18 protein-coding genes are annotated in these 22,858 nt (G+C 64.1%); 9 read left to right on the forward strand and 9 right to left on the reverse strand.

Annotated elements, in window-relative coordinates; genetic code table 11:
• Positions 1-75 precede the first annotated feature (75 nt).
• Positions 76-1,332: a 3-oxo-isoapionate-4-phosphate decarboxylase OiaX gene (gene oiaX, locus AC1RT2_RS09210; protein ID WP_493101328.1), complete on the forward strand. Its 1,257-nt coding sequence runs from the start codon at positions 76-78 to the stop codon at positions 1,330-1,332.
• 3 nt (positions 1,333-1,335) lie between these two features.
• Positions 1,336-2,631, forward strand: a complete 1,296-nt coding sequence (locus tag AC1RT2_RS09215; protein ID WP_493101330.1) for a four-carbon acid sugar kinase family protein — start codon at positions 1,336-1,338, stop codon at positions 2,629-2,631.
• A 21-nt stretch (positions 2,632-2,652) separates the two neighbouring features.
• Here the strand turns inward: AC1RT2_RS09215 and AC1RT2_RS09220 are convergent, their stop codons facing one another.
• The 3 genes from AC1RT2_RS09220 to AC1RT2_RS09230 are packed head-to-tail and all read right to left on the reverse strand — an operon-like array spanning position 2,653 to position 4,356.
• A complete protein-coding gene (locus tag AC1RT2_RS09220; protein ID WP_493101332.1) occupies positions 2,653-3,435 on the reverse strand; it encodes an anti-sigma factor family protein in 783 nt (260 codons plus the stop codon).
• Complete coding sequence (locus tag AC1RT2_RS09225; RefSeq protein ID WP_493101334.1) at positions 3,432-3,998, reverse strand: RNA polymerase sigma factor; 567 nt, start codon at positions 3,996-3,998, stop codon at positions 3,432-3,434. Before AC1RT2_RS09225 ends, AC1RT2_RS09220 begins: the two co-directional genes overlap by 4 nt.
• Complete coding sequence (locus AC1RT2_RS09230) at positions 3,982-4,356, reverse strand: COG4315 family predicted lipoprotein (RefSeq protein WP_493101336.1); 375 nt, start codon at positions 4,354-4,356, stop codon at positions 3,982-3,984. Before AC1RT2_RS09230 ends, AC1RT2_RS09225 begins: the two co-directional genes overlap by 17 nt.
• Positions 4,357-4,560: 204 nt before the next feature.
• Between AC1RT2_RS09230 and AC1RT2_RS09235 the strand changes: the two genes are divergently transcribed.
• Positions 4,561-7,257: an ATP-binding protein gene (locus AC1RT2_RS09235; RefSeq protein ID WP_493101338.1), complete on the forward strand. Its 2,697-nt coding sequence runs from the start codon at positions 4,561-4,563 to the stop codon at positions 7,255-7,257.
• Between the two features lie 80 nt (positions 7,258-7,337).
• Here the strand turns inward: AC1RT2_RS09235 and AC1RT2_RS09240 are convergent, their stop codons facing one another.
• The 4 genes from AC1RT2_RS09240 to AC1RT2_RS09255 all read right to left on the reverse strand — a co-directional run bounded on the left by AC1RT2_RS09240 (position 7,338) and on the right by AC1RT2_RS09255 (position 11,962).
• A complete protein-coding gene (locus tag AC1RT2_RS09240) occupies positions 7,338-8,321 on the reverse strand; it encodes an ABC transporter permease (RefSeq protein WP_493101340.1) in 984 nt (327 codons plus the stop codon).
• 11 nt (positions 8,322-8,332) lie between these two features.
• On the reverse strand, positions 8,333-9,343 hold the full coding sequence (locus AC1RT2_RS09245; protein ID WP_493101342.1) for an ABC transporter permease: 1,011 nt from the start codon (positions 9,341-9,343) through the stop codon (positions 8,333-8,335).
• Positions 9,340-10,848: a sugar ABC transporter ATP-binding protein gene (locus AC1RT2_RS09250; RefSeq protein WP_493101344.1), complete on the reverse strand. Its 1,509-nt coding sequence runs from the start codon at positions 10,846-10,848 to the stop codon at positions 9,340-9,342. Before AC1RT2_RS09250 ends, AC1RT2_RS09245 begins: the two co-directional genes overlap by 4 nt.
• A gap of 133 nt (positions 10,849-10,981) precedes the next feature.
• Positions 10,982-11,962 (reverse strand): ABC transporter substrate-binding protein, encoded by a 981-nt coding sequence (locus AC1RT2_RS09255; RefSeq protein ID WP_069060944.1) that lies wholly within the window; start codon positions 11,960-11,962, stop codon positions 10,982-10,984.
• Positions 11,963-12,137: 175 nt separating this feature from the next.
• Between AC1RT2_RS09255 and AC1RT2_RS09260 the strand changes: the two genes are divergently transcribed.
• Complete coding sequence (locus tag AC1RT2_RS09260; protein ID WP_493101346.1) at positions 12,138-13,208, forward strand: LacI family DNA-binding transcriptional regulator; 1,071 nt, start codon at positions 12,138-12,140, stop codon at positions 13,206-13,208.
• A 21-nt stretch (positions 13,209-13,229) separates the two neighbouring features.
• On the opposite strand, the gene AC1RT2_RS09265 is transcribed toward AC1RT2_RS09260, so the two are convergent.
• Positions 13,230-14,249 (reverse strand): LacI family DNA-binding transcriptional regulator, encoded by a 1,020-nt coding sequence (locus tag AC1RT2_RS09265; RefSeq protein ID WP_069060946.1) that lies wholly within the window; start codon positions 14,247-14,249, stop codon positions 13,230-13,232.
• 280 nt (positions 14,250-14,529) lie between these two features.
• Between AC1RT2_RS09265 and AC1RT2_RS09270 the strand changes: the two genes are divergently transcribed.
• The 5 genes from AC1RT2_RS09270 (at position 14,530) to AC1RT2_RS09290 (ending at position 20,189) form a co-directional block, all read left to right on the forward strand.
• Positions 14,530-15,576 (forward strand): ABC transporter substrate-binding protein, encoded by a 1,047-nt coding sequence (locus tag AC1RT2_RS09270; RefSeq protein ID WP_493101348.1) that lies wholly within the window; start codon positions 14,530-14,532, stop codon positions 15,574-15,576.
• A gap of 77 nt (positions 15,577-15,653) precedes the next feature.
• Positions 15,654-16,490 carry an ATP-binding cassette domain-containing protein gene (locus AC1RT2_RS09275; RefSeq protein ID WP_493101350.1) on the forward strand — a complete coding sequence of 279 codons (837 nt, stop codon included), beginning with the start codon at positions 15,654-15,656 and terminating at the stop codon, positions 16,488-16,490.
• Positions 16,487-17,740 carry a sugar ABC transporter permease gene (locus tag AC1RT2_RS09280; RefSeq protein ID WP_069060949.1) on the forward strand — a complete coding sequence of 418 codons (1,254 nt, stop codon included), beginning with the start codon at positions 16,487-16,489 and terminating at the stop codon, positions 17,738-17,740. The genes AC1RT2_RS09275 and AC1RT2_RS09280 overlap by 4 nt, the downstream gene beginning before the upstream one ends.
• 24 nt (positions 17,741-17,764) lie before the next feature.
• Positions 17,765-18,493 carry an SDR family oxidoreductase gene (locus tag AC1RT2_RS09285; RefSeq protein WP_493101352.1) on the forward strand — a complete coding sequence of 243 codons (729 nt, stop codon included), beginning with the start codon at positions 17,765-17,767 and terminating at the stop codon, positions 18,491-18,493.
• A 64-nt stretch (positions 18,494-18,557) separates the two neighbouring features.
• Positions 18,558-20,189 (forward strand): FGGY-family carbohydrate kinase, encoded by a 1,632-nt coding sequence (locus tag AC1RT2_RS09290; protein ID WP_493101354.1) that lies wholly within the window; start codon positions 18,558-18,560, stop codon positions 20,187-20,189.
• Between the two features lie 27 nt (positions 20,190-20,216).
• On the opposite strand, the gene treY is transcribed toward AC1RT2_RS09290, so the two are convergent.
• Complete coding sequence (gene treY / locus AC1RT2_RS09295; protein ID WP_493101356.1) at positions 20,217-22,838, reverse strand: malto-oligosyltrehalose synthase; 2,622 nt, start codon at positions 22,836-22,838, stop codon at positions 20,217-20,219.
• Positions 22,839-22,858 lie beyond the last annotated feature (20 nt).

Raw genomic sequence — 22,858 nt, forward strand, 5'->3', positions numbered from 1 at the left:
TGCAATAACATAAATACTCATTATACCAGTTGACGAAAGCAAACAAGCACGCGCCTGCGCTCGAGAGGAAAAACCGTGATCCGTCTGACCTATCGGATAGAGACGCCCGGTTCGGTGGAAGCGATGGCGACGAAGATCGCCAGCGACCAGTCGACCGGCACCTTCGTGGCCTTGCCGGGTGAAACGGAAGAGTTGAAGGCACGGGTGGCGGCGCGTGTCGTCGCGATCCGCCCGCTGCCGCCGACCGATCGTGCCTCGTTCCCGGAGGAGGCGGGCGGTGCGACGCTGTTCAATCGGGCCGATGTCGATATCGAATTCCCGATGGATGCTGTTGGTACCGATCTTTCCGCGCTGATGACCATCGCGATCGGCGGCGTCTTTTCCATCAAGGGCATGACGGGCATCCGCATCGTCGACATGAAGCTGCCGCAGGAGTTTGCCGCCGCCCATCTGGGTCCGCAGTTCGGCGTGCCGGGCAGTTTTGCGCTGACCGGCGTGAAGGACCGTCCGATCATCGGCACCATCGTCAAGCCGGCGCTTGGTCTCAGGCCGCATGAGACGGCCGAGATGGTCGGCGAACTGATCGAAGCGGGCGTCGATTTCATCAAGGACGACGAAAAATTGATGAGCCCGGCCTATTCGCCGCTCAAGGACCGGGTGGCGGCGATCATGCCGAAAATCCTCGATCACGAGCAGAAGACCGGCAAGAAGGTCATGTACGCCTTCGGCATCAGCCATGCCGACCCGGACGAAATGATGCGCAACCACGATCTGGTGGCTGCCGCAGGCGGTAATTGCGCCGTCGTCAACATCAACTCGATTGGTTTCGGTGGCATCGCCTTCCTGCGCAGGCGCTCCAGTCTCGTGCTGCATGCCCACCGCAACGGCTGGGATGTCTTAACGCGTCATGCCGGCTTCGGTTTCGAATTCTCCGTCTGGCAGCAGTTCTGGCGCCTGCTTGGCGTCGACCAATTCCAGATCAACGGCATTCGCGTGAAATACTGGGAGCCGGACGAGAGCTTCGTGCGCTCTTACAAGGCGGTTACCACGCCGCTCTTTTTTGAAGGCGATGTCGCGCTGCCGGTGATCGGTTCCGGCCAGTGGGGCGGGCAGGCGCCCGATACGATTGCGGCAACGGGTGGCTCAACCGACCTGCTCTATCTCTGCGGCGGCGGCATTGTCAGCCATCCCGGTGGGCCGGGTGCGGGTGTGAAGGCGGTCAAGCAGGCCTGGGAGGCGGCGGTTGCGGGCATTCCGCTCGAGACCTATGCGAAGGACCATGCCGAGCTTGCGCAATCCATCGACAAGTTCGCCGACGGCAGGGCGGCCTGAGCCATGACGCGCCAGCTGATCAGCTATTATGGCGACGATTTCACCGGCTCGACCGACGTCATGGAGGCGCTTGCCTCGAACGGCGTGGAAACCGTGCTGTTCCTGAATGTGCCCGACGAAGCGCTCGTGTCGCGGTTCTCCGATGCACGCGCCTTCGGTCTTGCCGGTACCAGCCGCAGCGAGACACCGGAATGGATGGACGTGCACCTCCGCGCGGCTTTCGGGTGGTTGAAGGCACTTGATGCCGAGCTTTGCCACTACAAGGTCTGCTCCACTTTCGATTCCGCGCCGCATATCGGCAATATCGGTCGGGCGATCGAGATCGGGCGGACGGTATGTGGCGAGGCGACCGTGCCGCTCATCGTCGGTGCACCGCAGATTCGTCGCTACACGGCGTTCGGAGACCTCTTTGCCGCCTACCAGGGGCGTAACTATCGGATCGACCGTCATCCTGTCATGTCCCGCCACCCTGTTACGCCGATGGATGAGGCCAATCTGCTGATGCATCTTGCGCGGCAGACGAACCTGTCGTCCGCGCTTATCGACATGGTTGCCCTGTCCGGTCGGCCGGAACCAGAGGCGGCGGATATTCTGCTGATCGACGTGCTCGACGCGGCGACGCAGGCCGCTGCCGGCACATTGTTGTGGAATGAATTGCGCCAGAAAAGCCGCTTCGTCTGTGGTTCTTCCGGTGTGGAATATGCGCTGATCCCGGCATGGCGGGCCGAAGGACTGATCGGCGAAAAACCGGTTTTTGCCGAGGCCGGTCCGGTGGATCGCATTGCCGTCGTCTCGGGCAGCGTTTCACCCACGACGGAGCGGCAGATCCGCCACGCGCTCGCCGACGGCTTTGGCGGCGTGACGCTGGATCCACTCCTGCTGTCCGGTGACAGCGGCGCGGCGGCGATGGACGCGGCGGTCGAGGATGGTCTCAAGGTGCTGGGGAGCGGACGGAGCGTCCTGCTGTATACGGCGCTCGGCCCCTCGGCGGATCGCGGCGGTGAACTCGACATATTCGCTCGCCACCGCCTGGGCAGGGCGCTTGGCCGTATCCAGCGCGAACTCGTTGCGCGCGCCGGCCTTTCCCGCGCCGTGGTGGCAGGGGGGGACACGTCGAGCCATGCGCTGGGCGAGATGGGCATTGCGGCGCTGACGTTGAAAATGCCGCTGCCGCAGACACCGGGCTCGCCGCTCTGCATCGCGCATGGCGGTGCGCTGGATGGTTTGCAGATCGCGCTGAAAGGCGGCCAGGTCGGCGGAGACGACTATTTTTCAATGATCCGGGCCGGCCGCCCCTGATCTGGCCCGACCGGGCAGATCCTATGTCGGAAACTGCCGGTAACATTCTTCGGCGATCTGCTGGAGAAGCGTGCGCGGAATGTCGCCGGTCACCGCATAGCCGAGGTCGCCGTCGATCCAGTAGAAGGTCTCGACACCGCCCGTGGAGGCGAAGCGGAAACTCGTGGTCCGGTTCTCCCCATTGCGGCCGACGAGGACGGTGACCCGGCGCCCGGCGTCGTTTTCGAACATGAACATCGCGCCCGGCTTGTCTGCGACCGGGAGAAGGCGGCCACCGACCAGCTTGAAGCCGACCGATTGCAGGTTCGGCACCTTGAGATCGGTGATATCGAGGCGTTTTCCAAGCCATTTGGCCAGATGCGCCTCCTGGTCGGCAAAAACCTCGACCGGATGGCGAACCTCGCTTGCATAGATCAGATAGGCATTGCGCGCCTCGTGCGGCAGCGCGTCCATGGCCGTCAGGGTCGGCGCCTTGTCGAAGACCATCGGCGCGAAATGGCCGGCGAGACCACCGAGCATGAAGATGAGCGCTGCCGCTGCTGCCATGGCAAGCTGGCGCGGCTTGCCCGATTTCGCCGCTGTCGACGGGCCGGCGATCAACTCGACATCCGAGGGGCGGGAAACGGAATAGGGGGCGAAGGCGTTCTTCAGGCCTTCGTTCTGGGCCTGCCAGTCGGCCATCACGCGCGCCGCCTCGGGGTTTTCGGCGAGATGGTCTTCCACGCGCTTGCGATCGGCCTCGTCGAGGAAGCCGTCGGCATAGGCGTGCAGGTCCGCTTCGGAAACGGGTCGGCTCTCGCTCATCGGGGGCTCCGCAGGTGAATGACGTTTTCCTCCTGCAGCTGCCGGCGCAGCATCTGGCGCGCGCGCGACAGGCGCGACATGACGGTGCCGATGGGAACGTCCATGATGTCGGCGACCTCCTGATAGGAATGGCCCTCCACGGCGACCAGCATCAGCACGGCGCGTGCCTCCTTCGGCAGGATTTCGAGGGCCTGGACGAGCCGGTTGCGCTCCAGCGGATCCGATACGGCAATGGGGGCCGCGGTGGTTTCCGCTGCCTCTATACCGACGGAGGGGCGCCGCGCGAGGGCGCGGCGGGTGTTGAGATGCAGATTGGTCATGATCCGATAGGCCCAGGAACGGATATTCGCGCCGCGCCATTGCGCCCTGTGGGTGAGCGCCTTCTCGACGCAGTCCTGCAACAGGTCCTCGCTATCGGCATCCGAACGGGTCAGGCTGCGCGAATAACGCCGGAGCTGCGGCAGGAGCGCCAGGATTTCGGCGTCGAAGGACAGGGGTGGGGAGGCGGGGCCTTCCCGTCCGCCGCCCTCGCCCGAGCCGTGCGGGTCAGGGCTTCGCGACATTCCAGACGTCGTTCACGCCATCGCCGGTCGCATCGCCTTCCTTGGTGTCCTTGATCCAGTAGTAGAGCGGCATGCCGTCCTTGGCCCATTGTTTCGCCCCGTCCTTGCGGGTGACGAGGGAATATGCACCCTCTGCCTTCGCATCGGAAGCGGCGATCGCCGGCGGCCAGTTCGTGGCGCATTTGTCGTAGCAGTTTGAGGTGCCGGCCTCGTCCTTCTTGAAGGTGTAGAGGGTCATGCCCTTCTCGCCGGCGAGCACCTCGCCCTTGTCGGTCTTGACGGTCGTGAACGGTTCGGCGGCGAAGGCCGTGCCTGCCAGGGCGGCAATGGCGAATGGCACGAGGATGAGAAACTTCATGGTCGTCTCCTGTCGTTACGACGGCTTTTTCCAGCCGCCCATGCCAAGACACCGAAGCCCGTGGAATTATTCCGCCCCCGCTTCAAAAAAATGGCAACAGCCAATAAAGCTCTTTTCGCCGATGTCGGTTCCGGCTCGGCGAAGCGAGCGTGAACGTGCTAGAGCTAACCCGCGCTGTGCGCATCTGGGAATTCGAGAGGAAGAATGGCGGAAGAGGATCGCGACGAACGCCGCAGGGCGGATCCCGATGCGTTGCTTGCATTGGCGGACAAGGATCGCCGGGGCAAGCTGACCGTTTTTCTGGGCGCAGCGCCCGGGGTCGGAAAGACCTATGCCATGCTCTCCCGGGCGAGGCGATTGAAGGCCGAAGGCGCGGATATCGTCGTCGGGCTGGTCGAAACCCATGGACGCAGCGAAACCGCCGCCCTTCTCGATGGCCTGGAGGTGCTGCCCCGCGCGTCCATCCCCTACCGTGGTCGGACGCTCGAGGAGTTCGATCTCGACGGTGCTCTGGCCCGACGGCCGCGCATCGTGCTTGTCGACGAACTTGCCCATTCCAACCCGGAAGGCAGCCGGCACCCCAAGCGCCACCAGGACATCGAGGAACTGATCGCCGCCGGCATCGATGTCTGGACGGCCGTCAATATCCAGCATCTCGAAAGCCTGGCCGATCTCGTCGCGCAGATCACCGGGGTCACGGTGCGCGAACGCGTGCCGGACGTCGTGCTGAAGAAGGCCGACGAGGTCGTGCTGGTCGACCTGCCGCCGACCGAGCTCATCGAGCGGCTGAAGGAAGGCAAGGTCTATCTGCCTGAAAGCGCCAGCCGCGCCATAGACCGCTTCTTCCGGCTCGGAAACCTGACGGCGCTGCGCGAACTGGCGCTGCGGCGCACGGCGGACCGGGTCGACGAGCAGGTGGTCGACTATCTGAAGCAGCACGCGATCGAAGGCCCCTGGGCGACCGGCGAACGGCTGCTCGTCTGCGTCGGGCCGGACGATCTTTCGGAAAAGGTGGTGCGGGTCGCAAGCCGCCTCGCCTCCGGCCTCAACGCCCCCTGGCTCGTCGTGTCGATCGACCGGGCGGACCGCGACGTGGAGACCAAGGAGCACCTGCAGCGCATCGAAGCGCTGTTTCGCCTCGCCGAGCAGTTGGGTGCCGAAACGCGCCGGGTGGTCGGCAACGACTTCGTCGCGGAAATCCTCAAGCTGGCCCGGCGCGAGCACGCCACCCAGATCGTCATCGGTGCCAAACGCAACCGCGGCTGGACGCGGTTTCTGTCCCGGTCACTGCCGGATGCGCTGTCACACCGGGCGGCCGGCCTCGGGGTCTATTTCGTCACGCCGGAGAAAAATGAAAAACCTCCGGTGCAAGCGCGCCCTGCCATGCCCGGCGTCGCATCGTTCCGTCAGGCTGCGTTGATCGCAACGGGCCTCGTTGCCGTCACGGCGCTGGCGGGCAAGTTGATCCACCTCGCCGCCGAATTGCCGAACATCTCGCTGCTCTTCCTGCTCGCCGTTCTCGGCGCGGCGGTGATGGGCGGTTATATGTCTGCCTTTATCGCCGCCATCCTGTCGGCGCTTGCCTACAACTTCCTGTTCATCGACCCGCTGCACACCTTCACGATCACCGCGCCGCACGAGGTTTTTGCGCTCGTCGTTTTCCTCTCGGTCGCGATCATTGCCGGCGGTTTCGCCTCCCGCATCAAGGAGCAGGCAGAGGTCGCACGCGTGCGTGCGACGGCATTGCAATCGCTCTACGATTTCTCGCGAAAGCTTTCGACGACGGCGAAGGCCGACGATGCGATCTGGGTCGCGGTCTCTCATCTTCAGGCGAGCCTGAAGCGCAACATCGTGCTGCTGCTGCCGGAGGGGAGCAATCTGAAGGTGGCGGCCGTCTGGCCGCCCGACACGGAACTGGACGTGACCGATTTCACGGCGGCGCGCTGGACGCGTGACAAGCAGGAGATTGCCGGTTCCGGCACCAGCACTCTGCCGAACAGCCGCTTCGAGTTCCGCCCGCTGATGGGCCCGCACGGCCTGGTCGGCGTCTGCGGCATCCAGCAGACGGACGACCGCCTCGATATCAACGCCGAACGCGCGCTGTCGGCCATTCTCGACCAGACGGCAATCGCGCTCGATCGCGCGCGACTTTCCGAAGACAGCGTCGCGCAGGCCGCAAGGCAGGAGGGCGAACGCTACCGCGATGCCCTGTTGTCCTCCGTTTCGCATGACCTGCGGACGCCGCTTGCCACCATCGTGGATGCTGCCGGCAACCTGCGCCAGACCGGCGGAGAGGTCAGTCCCGAGCGCCGCGACGGCCTCCTTCGATCGATCGAGGAAGAGGCGGGCCGGATGAGCCAGTTCGTTGCCAACCTGCTCGACATGACCCGCATCGCCGCCGGCACGCTCAAGCCGAAGCGGGATCGGATCGATGTCACCGAAGCCGTACAGTCGGCCGTAGAGCGGGCGCGCAAATATTTTCCCGACAGGCTCATCGAGGCGGGCATCGCGGCCGATTTGCCGTTCATCGAAGGCGATAGCGTGTTGCTCGGCCAGGCGCTGTTCAACCTGCTCGACAATGCGGTGAAGTACGGTGGCGATGAGCCGGTCAACATCTATGCCCGATGCGACGGGCAGGAGGTGATCATCTCGGTGACCGACCTCGGCAAGGGCATTCCGCCGGCGGAAATCGATCGTGTGTTCGAAAAATTCTACCGGCGGGGCAAGCCGGACGGGCGTTCGTCGGGCACCGGTCTTGGCCTATCCATCGCCCGCGGTTTCATCGACGCTATGGGCGGGAAAATTCACGCCGAAAGTCCGGCGGTGAAGAAGCGCGGTACGCGTATCGTTGTGCGCATGCCCGCCGGTGAAAAGGCGAAGGCGGGCAAGACAGGCCCATGAAGGACTGGCATCGCGGTATCCGCGTGCACGAGTGACGTCGCCGGCTCTTGTTCGCCGCCTCTCGGAGGGCGTTTCGGCTTTCAGGTGCTCCGGTGCCGCGTCATCAGCTTGGCCTGCAGCACGACCACGACAAGCAGGAAGGCGCCGCGGATGACGGACTGCCAGTAGGCGGAGAGCGAGATCCAGCCGAGGCCGTTTTCGAAGTTCAGGATGTTGAAGACCATGGCGAGCAGCAGCGCGCCGGCAAGTGTGGCGCCGACAGAGCCGGAGCCGCCGGTCAACAGCGTGCCGCCCACCACCACCGAGGCAATGGCGAAGAGCTCCCAGCCGACGCCCTCCGTCGGCTGGCCGGCGCCGAACTGCGAGGCAAGGATGACGCCCGCAAGGCCGGCAAGCGTGCCGGAGGCGAGATAGACGGCAGCGAGCGTGCGCTCGACCTTAAGCCCCATCAGGCCCGCCGTCGCCTCGCCGTCGCCGATCGCCAGGACATGGCGGCCGACGGGGAGCTTTTCCAGCACCAGCCAGCCGAGGATGTAGGCGGCAAGCGCAATCCAGGCTGGGATGGGGAAGCCGAGGAAATCGTCCTGGCCGATGATGGTGAAGCCGGTGTCATAGGAGACGGAGACTGACTGGTTGTTGGCAAGCAGCAGGCCTGTGCCGTAGGCCGCGAGCATGGTCGCGAGCGTCGCAATGAAGGGCTGGATGCGCATCCTGGTGATGATTAAGCCGTTGAGCGCGCCGACGGCCAGGCCGGCTGCCATGCCGCCCAGGAGGCCAGCCGCCCAATGATAGGGGGAGAACAGGGCTGCCACCACACTTGCCATCGCCGCCGTGCCCCCGACCGAAAGATCGATGCCGCCGGTGATGATGACGAAGGCCATGCCGAGTGCGATCAGCGCGAACATGGAGTTGTAGCGCAGGAAGCTGAGGATGTTGAAGGGCGACACGAAGTTGTCGTAGCGCAGCGCCCCGAAGAGGATGAGGCCGAAAAGCGCGAGAATGACGCCGAGCCGGGCGAGATCGACGGACGATTTGATGGCGAAGGGACGGAGGAGCGCATGCATGGTTGTTCTCCTCAATGCCTGTCGGCGCGCTGCTGGATGAAGACGGCGAGCACGATCAGCCCCGCCTTGACGATGAGTGCTGCCGCATCCGGCACACCATTGGCCAGCAGCGTGTAGCGCACGAGCTGGATGACGAAGGCGCCGAGCAGGGTGCCGATGATGTTGGCGCGGCCACCCGTCAGCAGTGTGCCGCCGACGGCGACGGCGGCGATGGCGTCGAGTTCCATGCCGAGGCCGACGAGATTGGCGTCGCTCGCGGAATTGCGGGCCACCACGATGAGGCCGGCAAGACCGGCAAGCGCACCACTGATCATGTAGACGAGCATTTTGACGCGCTTCACCGGTATGCCGGTCAGTCGCGCGGCTTTCTCGTTGCCGCCGACGGCAATGATCTGGCGGCCGATGACCGTGTAGCGGATCATCGCGGAGGCCAGCGCGACGATGACGATCATCAGCACGACCTGCGCCGGAATGCCGGCGATGCGGCCCATGGCGATGAACTGAAAGCCCTCGTTCTTGAAGACCTGCAGATTGCCGTTGGTCATGACCTGCGCGATGCCGCGGCCGGCGATGAAGAGTACCAGTGTGGCGATGATCGGCTGGATGGAAAAGCGAGTGACAAGCAGTCCGTTGAAGAGGCCGAACAGGCTGGCGACGATCACGGGCAGAAGAAAGGCGAGCGTCACGGCGAAGGCCATGCTTTCCACCGGCCAGAACTGGCCCATGAAGATCATCGGCGCCAGCGCCCCGGAAATCGCCATCAGCGAGCCGACGGAAAGGTCGATGCCGCCGGTGGCGATGACGAGTGTCATGCCGGTCGCGACGATGACGATGGTGGCGACCTGCGTGAGGTTCACGTTGAGCGTCTGCCAGGACAGGAAGTTCGGCGTCACGGCGATGTTGACGACGATGAGCGCCAGGAAGGCGACGAAGGTGCCGTATCGGCTCGCCAGCGTGAACAGCCGGCTACCGGAGGAAAGCGCGCCGGATTGCTGCGGGGCAGGGGTTTCGATCGTCGTCATGCCAAATCACCCGATGGGTCTGCCTGATGGGCCATGGCGGAGAGCAGCGCCGCCTCGCTCAAGTCCTTGCGGGGCAGCGTCGCGACCGACGTGCCGTCGCTGAGCACGGTGACGCGGTCGGCGGCGGCGAGGAGTTCTTCCAGTTCGGAGGAGATCATCAGCACGCTCAATCCCTCGTCGGCGAGGCTGCGCAGCAGCTTGAGGATTTCCGATTTGGCGCCGATGTCGATGCCGCGGGTCGGCTCGTCGATGATGAGGATGCGCGGGTCAGTGGCGAGCCAGCGGGCGAGCAGCACCTTCTGCTGGTTGCCACCGGAAAGCTCCTTGATCGGCTGGTCGGGCGAGGCGCATTTGACGCCGAGCGCCCGGATATAGCGGGTAACGATCTCGTCCTGCCGGGCACGGTCGACGATGCCGCCCTTCCTGAGTTTCGGCAGGAGCGCCAGCGTCATGTTCTCGCGGATGCTCATGTCCGGCACGATGCCGTCGATCTTGCGGTCCTCCGAAACGAGGCCGATACCGTCGGCAATGGCGTCTGCCGGCTCGCGGTAGGTGCGATGCCGGCCGTCCATGCGGATCGTGCCGTGCTGCATCGGGTCGGCGCCGAAGATGAGGCGGGCGGTCTCCGTTCGGCCGGAGCCAAGCAGGCCCGCAAGGCCGGAAATTTCGCCCTCGCGCACGTCGAGGCTGACATTGCGCACGCGAACGCCGGCGCCGGCATTTTCGACGGCGAGGCGCACGGGTCGGTCGGGCACGTCCTGGTCCGGCGCCATGGCCTGGAAGGCGGCGAGTTCCTTGCCGAGCATGTGGCGCACCAGCGCCATTTTCGGCATTTCCGCCATCGTGCTTTTCGCAACCGTCTGGCCGTCCCGCATGATCGTCACGCGGTCGCAGATGGCATAGAGTTCATCCAGCCTGTGGCCGATGAAGATGACGGCGACGCCAGAGCGTTTCAGGGTGCGGATCGTCTCGAAGAGCACCGCGACCTCGCGCTCGTCGAGTGAGGAGGTCGGCTCGTCCATGATGACGAGGCGGGCATTCTGGGTGACGGCGCGGGCAATGGCCACCATCTGCCGGGTCGCCACATCGAAATGCGCGACGGGCCGCTCGACGTCGATATCGAGGTTGAAGGTTTTCAGCACGGCTTCGGCGCCGCGCCGCATGGCGGCCTGGTCGATCAGGCCGAAGCGTTTCGGCTCGCGGGAGAGATAGATGTTCTCCGCCACCGAGCGCTGCGGGGCGAGGTTGATTTCCTGGTAGATCGTTGCGATGCCGGCAGCCTGTGCTTCGGCAGGCATGGTGAAATCCACCGCCTTGCCGTCGAAAGTAATACTGCCCTCGTCGCGCCGATAGACGCCCGTCAGAATCTTGATTAGCGTCGATTTTCCCGCGCCGTTCTGGCCGACCAGCGCCATGATCTCCGCCGGCCCGACCTCGAGGGAGGCGGATTTCAGCGCTGCGACGCCGGCAAACGCCTTGGAAATGCCCTGCATGGACAGAAGCATCGGGGTTCTCCTCTATCCGCCCTCCGGGACGGGCTTTTCCAGCCTACACCCGAACGAACCAAAGGTCAGGCTCGTTCAAAAAACGGCCGAGACGGTGATGCCGCCCCGGCCGCAAAGTGCTTGGGAGATGAGATCAATACGCGTTGGCGAGTTCGGCCGCGGCGTTGGACGCGTCGTAGAACTTGTCCTCGTTGACGAGAGCCGGATCGATTGCCTCGCCCTTGGCGTAACGCAGCATGGTTTCGAACGCCTTCGGCCCGAAGCGCGGGTTGCATTCGACGACGGCTGCGATCTTGCCGTCGACCACCGCCTGCACGGCTTCCTTGCCGCCGTCGATGGAGAGCACGAGCACATCCTTGCCCGGCACCTTGCCGGCGGCTTCGAGCGCTGCGATGGCGCCCATCGCCATTTCGTCGTTGTGGGCGTAGATGATATCGGCATCCGGATGGGCCTGAAGCAGGGCTTCGGCCACCTGGCGGCCCTTGTCGCGGGCGAAGTCGCCGGTCTGCGAGGCGACGATCTCGAAGCCGCCGGCCGCCTGGATCGCCTCGTCAAAACCCTTCTTGCGGTCGTTGGCGGGTGACGAGCCGGTCGTGCCTTCCAATTCGATGATCTTCGACTTGCCGTTGGCGTTCTTCGCCAGCCATTCGGCCACGCGTTTTCCCTCCTCGACGAAGTTCGAGCCGATGAAGGTGAGATAATCCTCGCCGGCCTTGGCGAGTGACGGATCGACCGAGCGGTCGAGCAGGATCACCGGAATGCCTGCCTTCTTGGCGGCCATGACGGCGGGGATCAGCGGCTTTTCCTCGCGCGGTGCTAGAAAGATGACGTCGACGCCCTGCGCGATCATGGCGTTGACGTCGGCGACCTGCTTGGCGGCCGAGCCGGCGGCATCGGTATAGACGAGCTGGAAGCCGAGCTTTTCGGCCTCGGCCTTCATGCTGTTCGTCTGTGCGATGCGCCAGGGATTGTTGGATTCGGTCTGCGCGAAGCCGACCTTGTAGGTGTCCTTCTGCGCCAGCTTCGGCACTTCGGCGATTGCGACGCCGGCCACGGCAAGCGCGCCGACGGCCGTTGCCGCAAGCATGAAGGTGCGACGGGAAATCATGGTCATGAGCGGGTTCTCCTCCCAATGTATTGGCCGGTGCTCCTCTACCGGACGTGAGCATTTTGTGCTTCACATGCGCAAATCTTGCGCTAATAATATTAGCAGTCAAGAGCCAAAATTATGAGCACTTGCAAAAAATCCGCGTGCAGTGCAAAGCACGCCGAGGGGCGAGGGACAGTGCATGGCCAGGGGACACGGGCGCAATTCGGATAAAGAGGGCAGCGGGCGCCCGACGATGACGGACATCGCCCGTATAGCCGGGGTTTCCCAGTCCAGCGTCTCACTCGTGCTCAATGAAATGTCCGGCTCGCGCATCTCGCCGGAAACGCAGCAGAAAGTGCGCGAGGCTGCTCATAAAATCGGTTATAAACTGCCGGCGACCCGCGGCGCGGTCGCCGCGACCCCGGTGGTCGAGAAGGACACGATCGCCTTCATCGTTGATGAAATCTCGACCAGCCCCCATCCCGTCGTCAGTCTGGATGGCATCCGCGACTATGCCTTCGAGCAGGGCTTTCTGGTTTCGGCGCATGCGACCCGTTCCAATCCGGATCTCGAACAGGCGGTGCTGCGCTCGGTGCTACGCGATCCGTCGATCGTCGGCGTCATCTACGCGACCATCTTCACCCGCAAGGTGCACATGCCGCCCGAACTGAACGCCCTACCCACCGTGCTGCTCAACTGCTACGCGGAACCGCGCCAGCAGGTGGCGATCGTGCCGGGGGAGGTGGCGGGTGGTTTTGCGGCAACGGCACACCTGACGTCGCTTGGTCACAAGCGCATCGGCTTCATCAATGGCGAGCCGTGGATGGATGCGGCGATCGACCGCCTCAAGGGCTACAAGCAGGCGCTCGCCACGGCCGACATCGCCTTCGATGACAGCCTCGTGCGCGATGGCGACTGGCTGCCGTTGCGCGGCTATGAGGCGGGGCTGGAGCTGTTGTCCATGCCCAATCCGCCGACCGCCATCCTCTGCGGCAACGATCTCATGGCGATCGGCGTGATGGAGGCCGCGCAGGAAAAGGGGCTGCGTGTGCCGGATGACCTTTCCGTCATGGGCTACGACGACCAGGAACTGGCGCGCTACACCCATCCGCCGCTCTCGACACTGGTTCTGCCGAACTATGAGATGGGCCAGAAGGCGGCGGAAATCCTGATCGACATGGCCGTGCACGGCAAGCAGACCCGGGCAATGACCTTCAAGATCGATGGCCCGCTCGTCGTGCGAACATCCACCGCCAGGCCGCGGGTCTAGGGCACATTCACTGGAATTGCTTTAGCCGATCTTCTCGACAATCGGCGGGATTTGCACGACCGTGATGTCCGTGGCACCGGAATCGATGATACCGAACACGGCCTCCAGCATTTTCGGCACATCCTGCCGCACCATCTCGATATGGTCGCCCAGCATGGCGACGAACGGATCCCAGTCGAAGCAGCCGAGCTGAGGCACGCGGTCGGCATAGTGGCCCGAGCGGCGGATCCAGCGCATCACGCCTTCCAGCGAAATGGTCGAGTTGACGAACATGCCGCGGGGCAGATTGCTCGTCCGTTCGGCCAGCTGCTGCATGGCGTTTTCCGCCTTTTCGGGAGCGTAGCCGCAGGTTTGCACCAGCGTTTCGTCGACCGTGACGCCGGCTTCGGCATGGGCGTCGCGAAAGCCGCGCACACGTTCCATCGTGTTGTGATCCGAGCCACGACCGCCGACGAAGAGCAGGGGTGTCTTCTCGCCATATTCCTTCTCGCAATTGGCGAGAACGCGCCGTGTCAGCTCCAGCGCACCGCCGTAATTGTCGGAGATAACGGAAGGCGCGCGGGAGCCGGGCAGGTCGAGGTTGATGGTGCGCACGCCGGCGGCGGCGCAGAGGTCCATGACGCGGTCGGGGTCCGTGGCGCCGGTCGCGACCAGGCAGTCGACCTGGTAGGACAGCATGGCGCGCGCCGCTTCGAGCTCCAGCGCGGGATCGCGCATCGTGCAGGTGATGATCGGGAAAAGGCCGCGCGCGCGGGCCAGCGCCTCGAACTGCTCGACGATCGAGCCAAAATAACGGTTATCGTATTTCGGCACGATCATACCGATGATTTTCGAGCGGTCGCGGCGCAACACGCTCGCCTGCATGTTGAGGGCGTAGCCCTGCTCTTCGGCGAGTTTTGTGATCTTCTCGGCGAGCTTGGCGCTGATGCGGCGCTTCTTCCAGTTGCCGTTCAGGACAGCACTCACGGCACTGGCCGAGGTGCCCGCCAGTTCCGCCAGATCATAGATCGTCGTCCGTTTCGTCTGCGTCGTCCGATTCACATTTCATCTCCATTTCGAGAGCCACCTTGACACCAATGGGGATTGGTGGCAATTCTTGCTTCATCGATTGAGCAAGCATGCTCCATCGATGAAGTTGCCTGAACAGCAAGGCTGACCCAAGGGAGGAGTCAGATGGAGCATCGACGAACCGGACGTTGCGGCATCCCCGCAGCGAACGATGAACTGCGCGCTTTGGCGCTCGGACTGCGTCGGTTCTGTCGCCCTTGGCGGCTTGAGGTCGCCGGCGAACCGAATTGAAAATCAACCGTGGAGGAACCCAATGAAAACGCTTACCCTTCTGCTCGCATCGACTGGCCTCGCCCTGTCGCTCGGCAGCGCCGCTTTCGCTCAGGAAAACGCAACCGTCGCCTTCCTGATGCCCGACCAGGCTTCGACCCGCTACGAGCAGCACGACTATCCCGGCTTCAAGGCTGAGATGGAGAAGCTTTGCCCGAGCTGCACGGTGATCTACCAGAACGCCAATGCCGACGTGGCACTCCAGCAGCAGCAGTTCAACTCGGTGATCGCGCAGGGCGCCAAGGTCATCGTGCTCGACCCGGTCGATTCCGCCGCTGCCGCAGGGCTTGTCGAAATCGCCCAGTCGCAGGACGTCAAGGTCATCGCCTATGACCGCCCGATCCCCGACAAGCCGGCCGACTACTACGTCTCCTTCGACAACCAGGGCATCGGCAAGGCCATCGCGCAGTCGCTGGTTGACCACCTGAAGGCCAAGGGCGTTCCGGACGGCTCCGGCGTTCTCCAGATCAACGGTTCGCCGACCGATGCCGCTGCCGGCCTCATCCGCGACGGCATCGATTCCGCACTCGACGCTTCGCCCTACAAGACGCTCGCCGAATTCGACACGCCGGACTGGGCGCCGCCGAAGGCGCAGGAATGGGCGGCCGGCCAGATCACCCGCTTCGGCGACCAGATCACCGGCATCGTCGCGGCAAACGACGGCACGGGCGGCGGTGCCATCGCGGCGCTGAAGGCAGCCGGCGTCAAGGTCATACCACCGGTCACCGGCAATGACGCGACGATCGCAGCCCTTCAGCTGATCATCTCGGGCGATCAGTACAACACGATCTCCAAGCCCTCCGAAATCGTTGCGGCGGCTGCGGCCGGCGTGGCGGTGAAGCTGCTCAAGGGCGAAACCCCGGAAGCGACCCACAAGCTCTACGAAACGCCGTCGCAGCTGTTCGTACCGGCAGTGGTGACGGCGGAGAACATCAAGGCTGAAATCTTCGACAAGGGCATCAACAAGCCGGAAGAAGTCTGCACCGGCGAATATGTTGAAGGTTGCCGCAAACTCGGCATCATCAACTAATCCAGCCCATCAGGTGTCCGGCCGTTGACGCGGCCGGACACCCCGATAGTCGAGGTCAGCCTAGAGGTTCCAGGGCCATGACAGCCATGCTTCAAAATATCCCTGCCAAGGGGGAATCGGTGCTGCGCCTGAGCGGCATATCCAAGAATTTCGGCGCCGTGTCCGCATTGACGGATATCGATCTCGACGTGAAGGCCGGCGAAGTCGTCGCCCTCGTCGGCGACAATGGCGCCGGCAAGTCGACGCTGGTCAAGGTGCTGGCCGGCGTGCACCAGGCATCCTCCGGCACGATCGAATTCTGCGGCCAGCCGGTGACGCTCGACAGCCCCGCCAAGGCGCTGGAGCTCGGCATTGCCACCGTCTTCCAGGATCTTGCGCTCTGCGAAAACCTCGATGTCGTGGCCAATCTCTTCCTCGGGCATGAAATGTCGCCCTGGGCGCTCGACGAAGTTGCCATGGAAGTGCGCGCCTGGACGCTGCTGCGCGAGCTTGCCGCGCGCATTCCCTCCGTCCGGGAGCCGATCGCCTCGCTCTCCGGCGGCCAGCGGCAGACCGTCGCCATCGCGCGCTCGCTGCTGCTCAATCCGCGGCTCATCATGCTGGACGAACCGACGGCAGCCCTTGGCGTCGCACAGACCGCCGAAGTGCTGAACCTCATCGAACGGGTGCGCGACCGCGGCCTCGGCGTCATCATCATCAGCCACAATATGGAAGACGTTCGCGCCGTTGCCGATCGCATCGTCGTGCTCCGGCTCGGGCGCAACAACGGTGTCTTCACGCCGGATTCGTCGAACCAGGAGCTTGTCTCCGCCATCACGGGTGCAACGGACAACTCCGTTTCGCGCCGCGCCGACCGCAAGTCCGGTCACGTCCAAGAAAATCACGCTCACGAAAACAATGGGGGAGCCGCATGAGCCAGAACCCTTCCAGCAATACCCAGCCGACGCTGGACCGCAGCGATGAGCGTGTGCGCCACGACGATAGCCTCGCCGCCATGGTGAAAGGCTTTTTTGACCGCGTGCGCTCCGGCGATCTCGGCATGCTGCCGGTCGCCGTTGGCCTCGTTGTCATCTCCGTCGTCTTCTCGGCGCTCAACCCGATCTTCCTCGCGCCCAACAACCTGGTGAACCTGCTGTTCGATTGCGCCACGGTCGGCGTCATCTCGCTCGGCATCGTCTGTGTGTTGGTGCTCGGCGAAATCGACCTTTCAGTCGGCTCGATGAGCGGTCTCGCCTCGGCCATGGTCGGCGTGCTCTGGGTGAACCAGGGCTGGCCGATCGTCGGCGCCATTCTTGCCGCCCTCGTTGTCGGTGCGGGCGTCGGCCTCCTCTATGCAACGCTCTACAACCGGCTGGGCATGCCGAGCTTCGTCGCGACGCTTGCCGGCCTCTTGGCGCTGCTCGGCCTGCAGCTCTACATCCTCGGCCCGACGGGTTCGATCAATCTGCCCTATGCCTCGCCGCTCGTGCGCTTCGGCCAGATTCTGATCATGCCGGACTGGCTCTCCTACATGCTGGCGCTCGTGCCCGGTCTTGTCATGGTCGGCCGGGGGCTGCGCGCCCGAACTCAGCGCCTTGCCGCGAACCTGTCGGCCCAGCCGATGCAGGCGCTGATCCTCAAGGCCGTCGTGCTGACCGTCGCGCTGGAAGCCGCCGTCTTCTACCTCAACCTCGGCCGCGGTATTCCGTGGATGTTTGCGCTGTTCGTGGCCCTTGCCGTCCTGCTCAACTACGGGCTGACGCGCACCAAGTGGGGACGCTCGATGTTCGCCGTTGGCGGCAACAAGGAAGCTGCACGGCGCTCGGGCATCAATGTGCGCCGCATCTACATGAGTGCCTTCATGCTCTGCTCGACGCTCGCGGCACTTGGCGGCATCCTCTCGGCCTCGCGCCTTGCTTCGTCCAGCCAACAGGCCGGCACGGGCGACGTCAACCTCAATGCCATCGCGGCTGCGGTCATCGGCGGCACCAGCCTGTTCGGCGGACGCGGCAGCGCCTATTCGGCCCTGCTCGGCATCATCGTCATCCAGGCGATCTCGAATGGCCTGACGCTGCTCAACCTGAGTTCCTCGCTGCGCTACATGATCACCGGCGGTGTTCTTGCCATCGCTGTTATCGTCGACTCGCTTGCGCGTCGCTCCCGTGTCAGCCACGGCCGCGCGTAACATCACTGGAATGGAGTTTTTACCATGGCTGATCTCATGAAGGGCAAGATTGCCGCCATCACCGGTGCCGCATCCGGCATCGGCCTCGAATGTGCCCGCACGCTGCTTGCCGAAGGGGCGAAGGTGGTGCTCGTCGATCGTGCGCAGGACAAGCTGGAACAGCTCTGCAAGGAGCTCGGCCCCAACGCCCTGCCGCTCGTCGTCGATCTGCTGAAGCCGTCCGAAGTGTCCGGCATGCTGCCGCGCATCCTCAAGATTGCCGGCGGGCTGGACGTCTTCCACGCCAATGCCGGCGCCTATATCGGCGGGCCGGTGGCGGAGGGCGATCCGGATGCCTGGGACCGCATGCTCAACCTCAACATCAATGCGGCCTTTCGCTCGGTCCATGCAGTGCTGCCCTACATGATCGAGAAGAAGACGGGCGATATCCTGTTCACCAGCTCGATTGCCGGTGTCGTGCCTGTCGTCTGGGAGCCGATCTACACCGCCTCGAAATTCGCGGTGCAGGCCTTCGTGCATTCGACGCGGCGTCAGGTGGCGCAGCACGGCGTGCGCGTCGGCGCGGTCCTGCCGGGGCCGGTGGTGACGGCGCTGCTCGATGACTGGCCGAAGGAGAAGATGGATGAGGCGCTGGCCAATGGCAGCCTGATGCAGCCGAAGGAAGTGGCCGATGCCGTGCTCTTCATGCTGACGCGGCCGCGCAACGTGACGATCCGCGACCTGGTGATCCTGCCCAACAGCGTCGATCTCTAAGACGAAACGGCGGGCGGCACGACGTCGCCCGCATCAAACATTCCTGATTGCAGGCGGTAGACCCATGAGCAACATTTCCTCCGCACGCCCCGCGGGCGGCGAACGCTACTTTGTCGGCGTCGATGTCGGCACGGGAAGCGCCAGAGCCGGCCTGTTCGACCTCACCGGCCGCATGCTGGCCTCGGGAAAACGCGACATTTCGCTGTTCCGCGAGGCGGGCGCGATGGTCGAACAGTCGAGCACCGAAATCTGGGCCGCGGTCTGCGCCGCTGTGCGCGAGGCCGTCGGCAAGGCGGGTGTTGCACCCGAGCAAATCGCCGGCATCGGCTTCGATGCGACCTGCTCGCTGGTCGTGCTCGGCAAGGGTGGTGCGCCGCTGCCGGTCGGCCCGTCGGAGAACTCGGAGCGTGACATCATCGTCTGGATGGACCACCGCGCGGTCGATCAGGTCGAGCGCATCAATGCGCAGGGCCACGAGGTCTTGCGCTATGTCGGTGGTCGTATCTCGCCGGAAATGGAAACACCGAAGCTGCTGTGGCTGAAGGAAAACCGCCCGCAGGTTTTCGACGCAGCCTGGCAGTTCTTCGACCTCGCCGATTTCCTCACCTGGCGTGCAACGGGTGATCTTGCCCGCTCGACCTGCACGGTGACCTGCAAATGGACCTATCTGGCGCATGAGAAGCGCTGGGACCCCACCTATTTCCACGGCGTCGGCCTCGGCATTCTGGCCGAAGAAGATTTTTCGCGCATCGGCCAGCGCGTCGTCGAGCCCGGCACGTCGCTTGGAAACGGTCTGACCGAACAGGCGGCGGCAGACCTCGGCCTTGCAGCCGGCACGCCCGTCGCAGCCGGCATGATCGATGCCCATGCGGGCGGCATCGGGACCGTCGGCGTCGATGGCCCGCCGGAAAACAATCTCGGTTACGTCTTCGGCACGTCCTCCTGCACCATGACTTCGACCCATGAGCCGGTCTTCGTGCCAGGTGTGTGGGGACCGTATTTCTCGGCGATGGTGCCGGGCATGTGGTTGAACGAGGGCGGACAGTCGGCGGCTGGTGCGGCGATAGAACAGCTCCTCTCCTTTCATCCCGCAGCTGGCGAAGCGTCTGCATTGGCAAAGACGCGGGGCGCCTCGCTCCCTGTCCTGCTTGCCGACCTGGCATCTGAAAGGGCTGAAACGCTCTCCGCCGTTGTTGCCTTGGCAGACGGCCTGCACGTCGTACCCGAATTCCTCGGGAACCGTGCGCCCTTTGCCGATCCGCATGCCCGTGCAGCCATTGTCGGTCTCGGCATGGAGCGCAGCCTCGACAATCTGGTCTCGCTCTACATCGCCGGGCTCTGCGGCATCGGCTACGGTCTTCGCCAGATCATCGAAACGCAGGCAGCGGCCGGCGCGCCGATCGACAAGATCGTCATCAGCGGCGGTGCCGGCCAGCTCGATCTCGTCCGCCAGCTTCTCGCCGACGCGACGGGAAAACCGCTGCTTGCGACAAAGGCGGAGGAGCCGGTTCTGCTTGGTGCTGCCATTCTCGGCAGTGTGGCTGGCGGGGCCTTTCCGGATGTCCGCGCGGCGATGGCAGCACTTTCGGCGACGGATCGCACCTACTATCCCGCCAGCGGCGATGCGGTCGCCCTTCACGCAAGGCGCTACGATGCTTTCACGCGGCTCCAGGCCATGGCGCGGGAGATCCGCTAAAGCGATCCCGCTTCGGCTGAACATGTTCTAGTCGCTGAGAAGCAGAGCGACCGGTTCGGATGCGAGGGCTTCGGCAAGCGGGAGTTCACGGCCAAGCGTCAGCGTGCGGCCGTCCAGGACAGACCGTACGGTGCGCCCCTCGAAAGCCGGGGGAAGCAAGAGCGAGATACCGAATGCCGCGTCATCCATCAGGCAAAACGCATTCGGCAGCGTCCTTCCGAACGTCAGCCGCGGGACGATCGTTATGGCAAAAGCCTCCGGCGTGCCGCGCAGGAAGGCCAGTGCCTGTCGGTCGCCATCGGAAAAGCCGAGCGGCATGTAAGGTCCAGCGAACAAATCAGAGCGCTCGTTTCGCGCGGCGAGCACGGTGGCGGCCAGCCATTGTTTGTAGTCCATGAAATGCGTTCGATAAGGCTGGGGTTTCTCCGGCACACGCAGAGAAACGACATCGAGCAAGGGCCGATTGTCAGGATCAACAAGCGAAAAGTCGCTGCGCTCGCTGCCCTGATAAATATCGGGAATGCCCGGCGCCGTGAGCTTGATCAGCGTTTGAGCCAGTGAATTCATCAGGCCGGCATCGATGAAGGGTGACAGGGTTTCGCTGAAATCGTCGAAAAACGCACCGTGTCGGAGCAGGTCGTCGACGAAACCGGCCACCTTTTTTTCATAGTCGATATCCGGCGCGGCCCAGTTCGAGCCGATCTTCGCTTCACGCAACGCCTTTTCGATATACGCCTTCATCCGTTCGCCAAGCGCACGGATTGCCGCAGGATCGTCAAGTCCGCTCGTCGGCCAGATGCCGGCGAGCGCCTGATAGATCAGCCATTCCACATCAGGTTCCGGAACCTGCCGTTCGCCATGCGACCGACGAAACCGGGCATTGAGCGAGGACCAGCGTTGTGTCGCGGCGATCCACCGGTCCGACGCCTCGCTCAGCGTATACAGGCGTGTGCGGGCATCCTCTCCCCTTTTAGTATCGTGGGTCGAGGTCGCCGACAGGCTGTGTGGCAGCGCTTCCGCGCGCGCCTGCATGGCAGCGTGGAAGGCTGCGGGGCCGCCGGTCGGTTTGCCCGGATCGCCGCCGACCTCGTTCAGCGCGATGAAGGCGTTTTCGCGGTAGAAGAGCGTGTCCTCCAGCGCCTTGGCCATGATCGGGCCGGTGAGCTGCTGGAAGCGGGTGCGAAATTCCACGCAGTCGGGCATCGTGTTGCAGGTCTTGTCGTCGGCGAGCAGCTCCCAGATGAAATCGATCGCCTCGCGGACCTCCGGGCGCACGCCCTCCTGCGCCTCGAGCCGTGCTGATGCCAGAAGCTGGCGGTCGCGCTCGGTGATGCCGGTCGTCGCGGTCAGGTAGGTGCGGTAGACGGGTAGCGCGATGATCAGGGCGCAGATCGCTTCGGCAAGCGTGCTGCGGGAGAGGTCGGCATTGGCGTGGTCGGCCATGCCCTTCGCCAGAAGGGTGACACGGCGGACCTCGCCCGTGAAATTGTCCGAGAGCATCTGCCGCTTGCTGGCCCGCATCTCCTGCCCATAGGTTCCCCGGTGCTCCTCGCCCTTCAACGGCTGGAAGGCCTGCGCCAGCCGACCGGCTTCACGCTCATCGACGAGCGCGTCCGCAAGGGCGGTGATGAATTCGTAGCCCGTCGTGCCTTGGACAGGCCATTCCGTTGCAAAGGGTTCGCTTTTCTCCAGGATCTTTTCGACGACGATGTAGACATCCGGGCCAACGGCGGTGCGCAGGCGCTCAAGGTAGCCCTGCGGATCGGCAAGGCCATCGATATGGTCGATGCGCAGGCCATCCACCGTGCCGTCCTGCACGAGGTCGAGGATCAAGCGGTGGCTGTCGTCGAAGACGTGTTGTTCCTCGACGCGCAGCCCCACGAGGCCGGCGATTTCGAAGAAACGGCGGTAGCTGAGATGACGGCTTGCCGTTCTCCAGTCCGTCAGACGCCATGGCTGTGCTGCGTGGATGGCAGCCATGCGGGTGGGATCGGCGGAAACGGCGGCGAGGTGTCTTTCCAACGCGGGGCGCGCGTCCGCGGGCGTCAGCGCGGACGAAAGAATCGCCTTGCCGCCCGGGTCGCTCTTCGGATCTGCCGTGATGGCGAGGGTGTCATAACCGTCCAGTACATCCCGGTAGGTTTCCGGGTGGAGAGGATAGACGCTGTCGTAATAGCGGAGTGCGAGCACGTCGCGTTCTGGATCGAGAGCGAGGCGGATGGCGCCTTCTGACAACTCCTCCTCGAAACCCTTGCCCAGGAAGGGAAGCGTCAGTTTCTGCGACCAGTCGATATCGAAATGGTGCGAAAAGGGGCTTTCCGCACCCCATGTCACCACGCTGCGCCACCAGGGATTTTCCAGGCTCGCGGCCATGTGATTGGGAACGATGTCGAGGATGAGGCCGATGCCGCGTTCATGAAGAGCGCCGGCAAGCGCACGCAGGCCATCAAGGCCCCCAAGGACAGGGTCAATTTCGTCCGCCCGGGTCATATCATAGCCATGGGTAGACCCGGTGGCCGCGGTCATGATGGGCGAGGCATAGAGGTGGCTGATGCCCAGTTCACAGAGATAGGGCACAAGTTGACGCGCCCTCCCGAAGTCCATGCCGTTTCGGAACTGGAGGCGATAGGTCGAGGCGGGATATGTCATAAGGCCCTGGGAGTGCGGGT

The organism is Shinella sp. GW821-FHT11G07, from assembly GCF_058808115.1.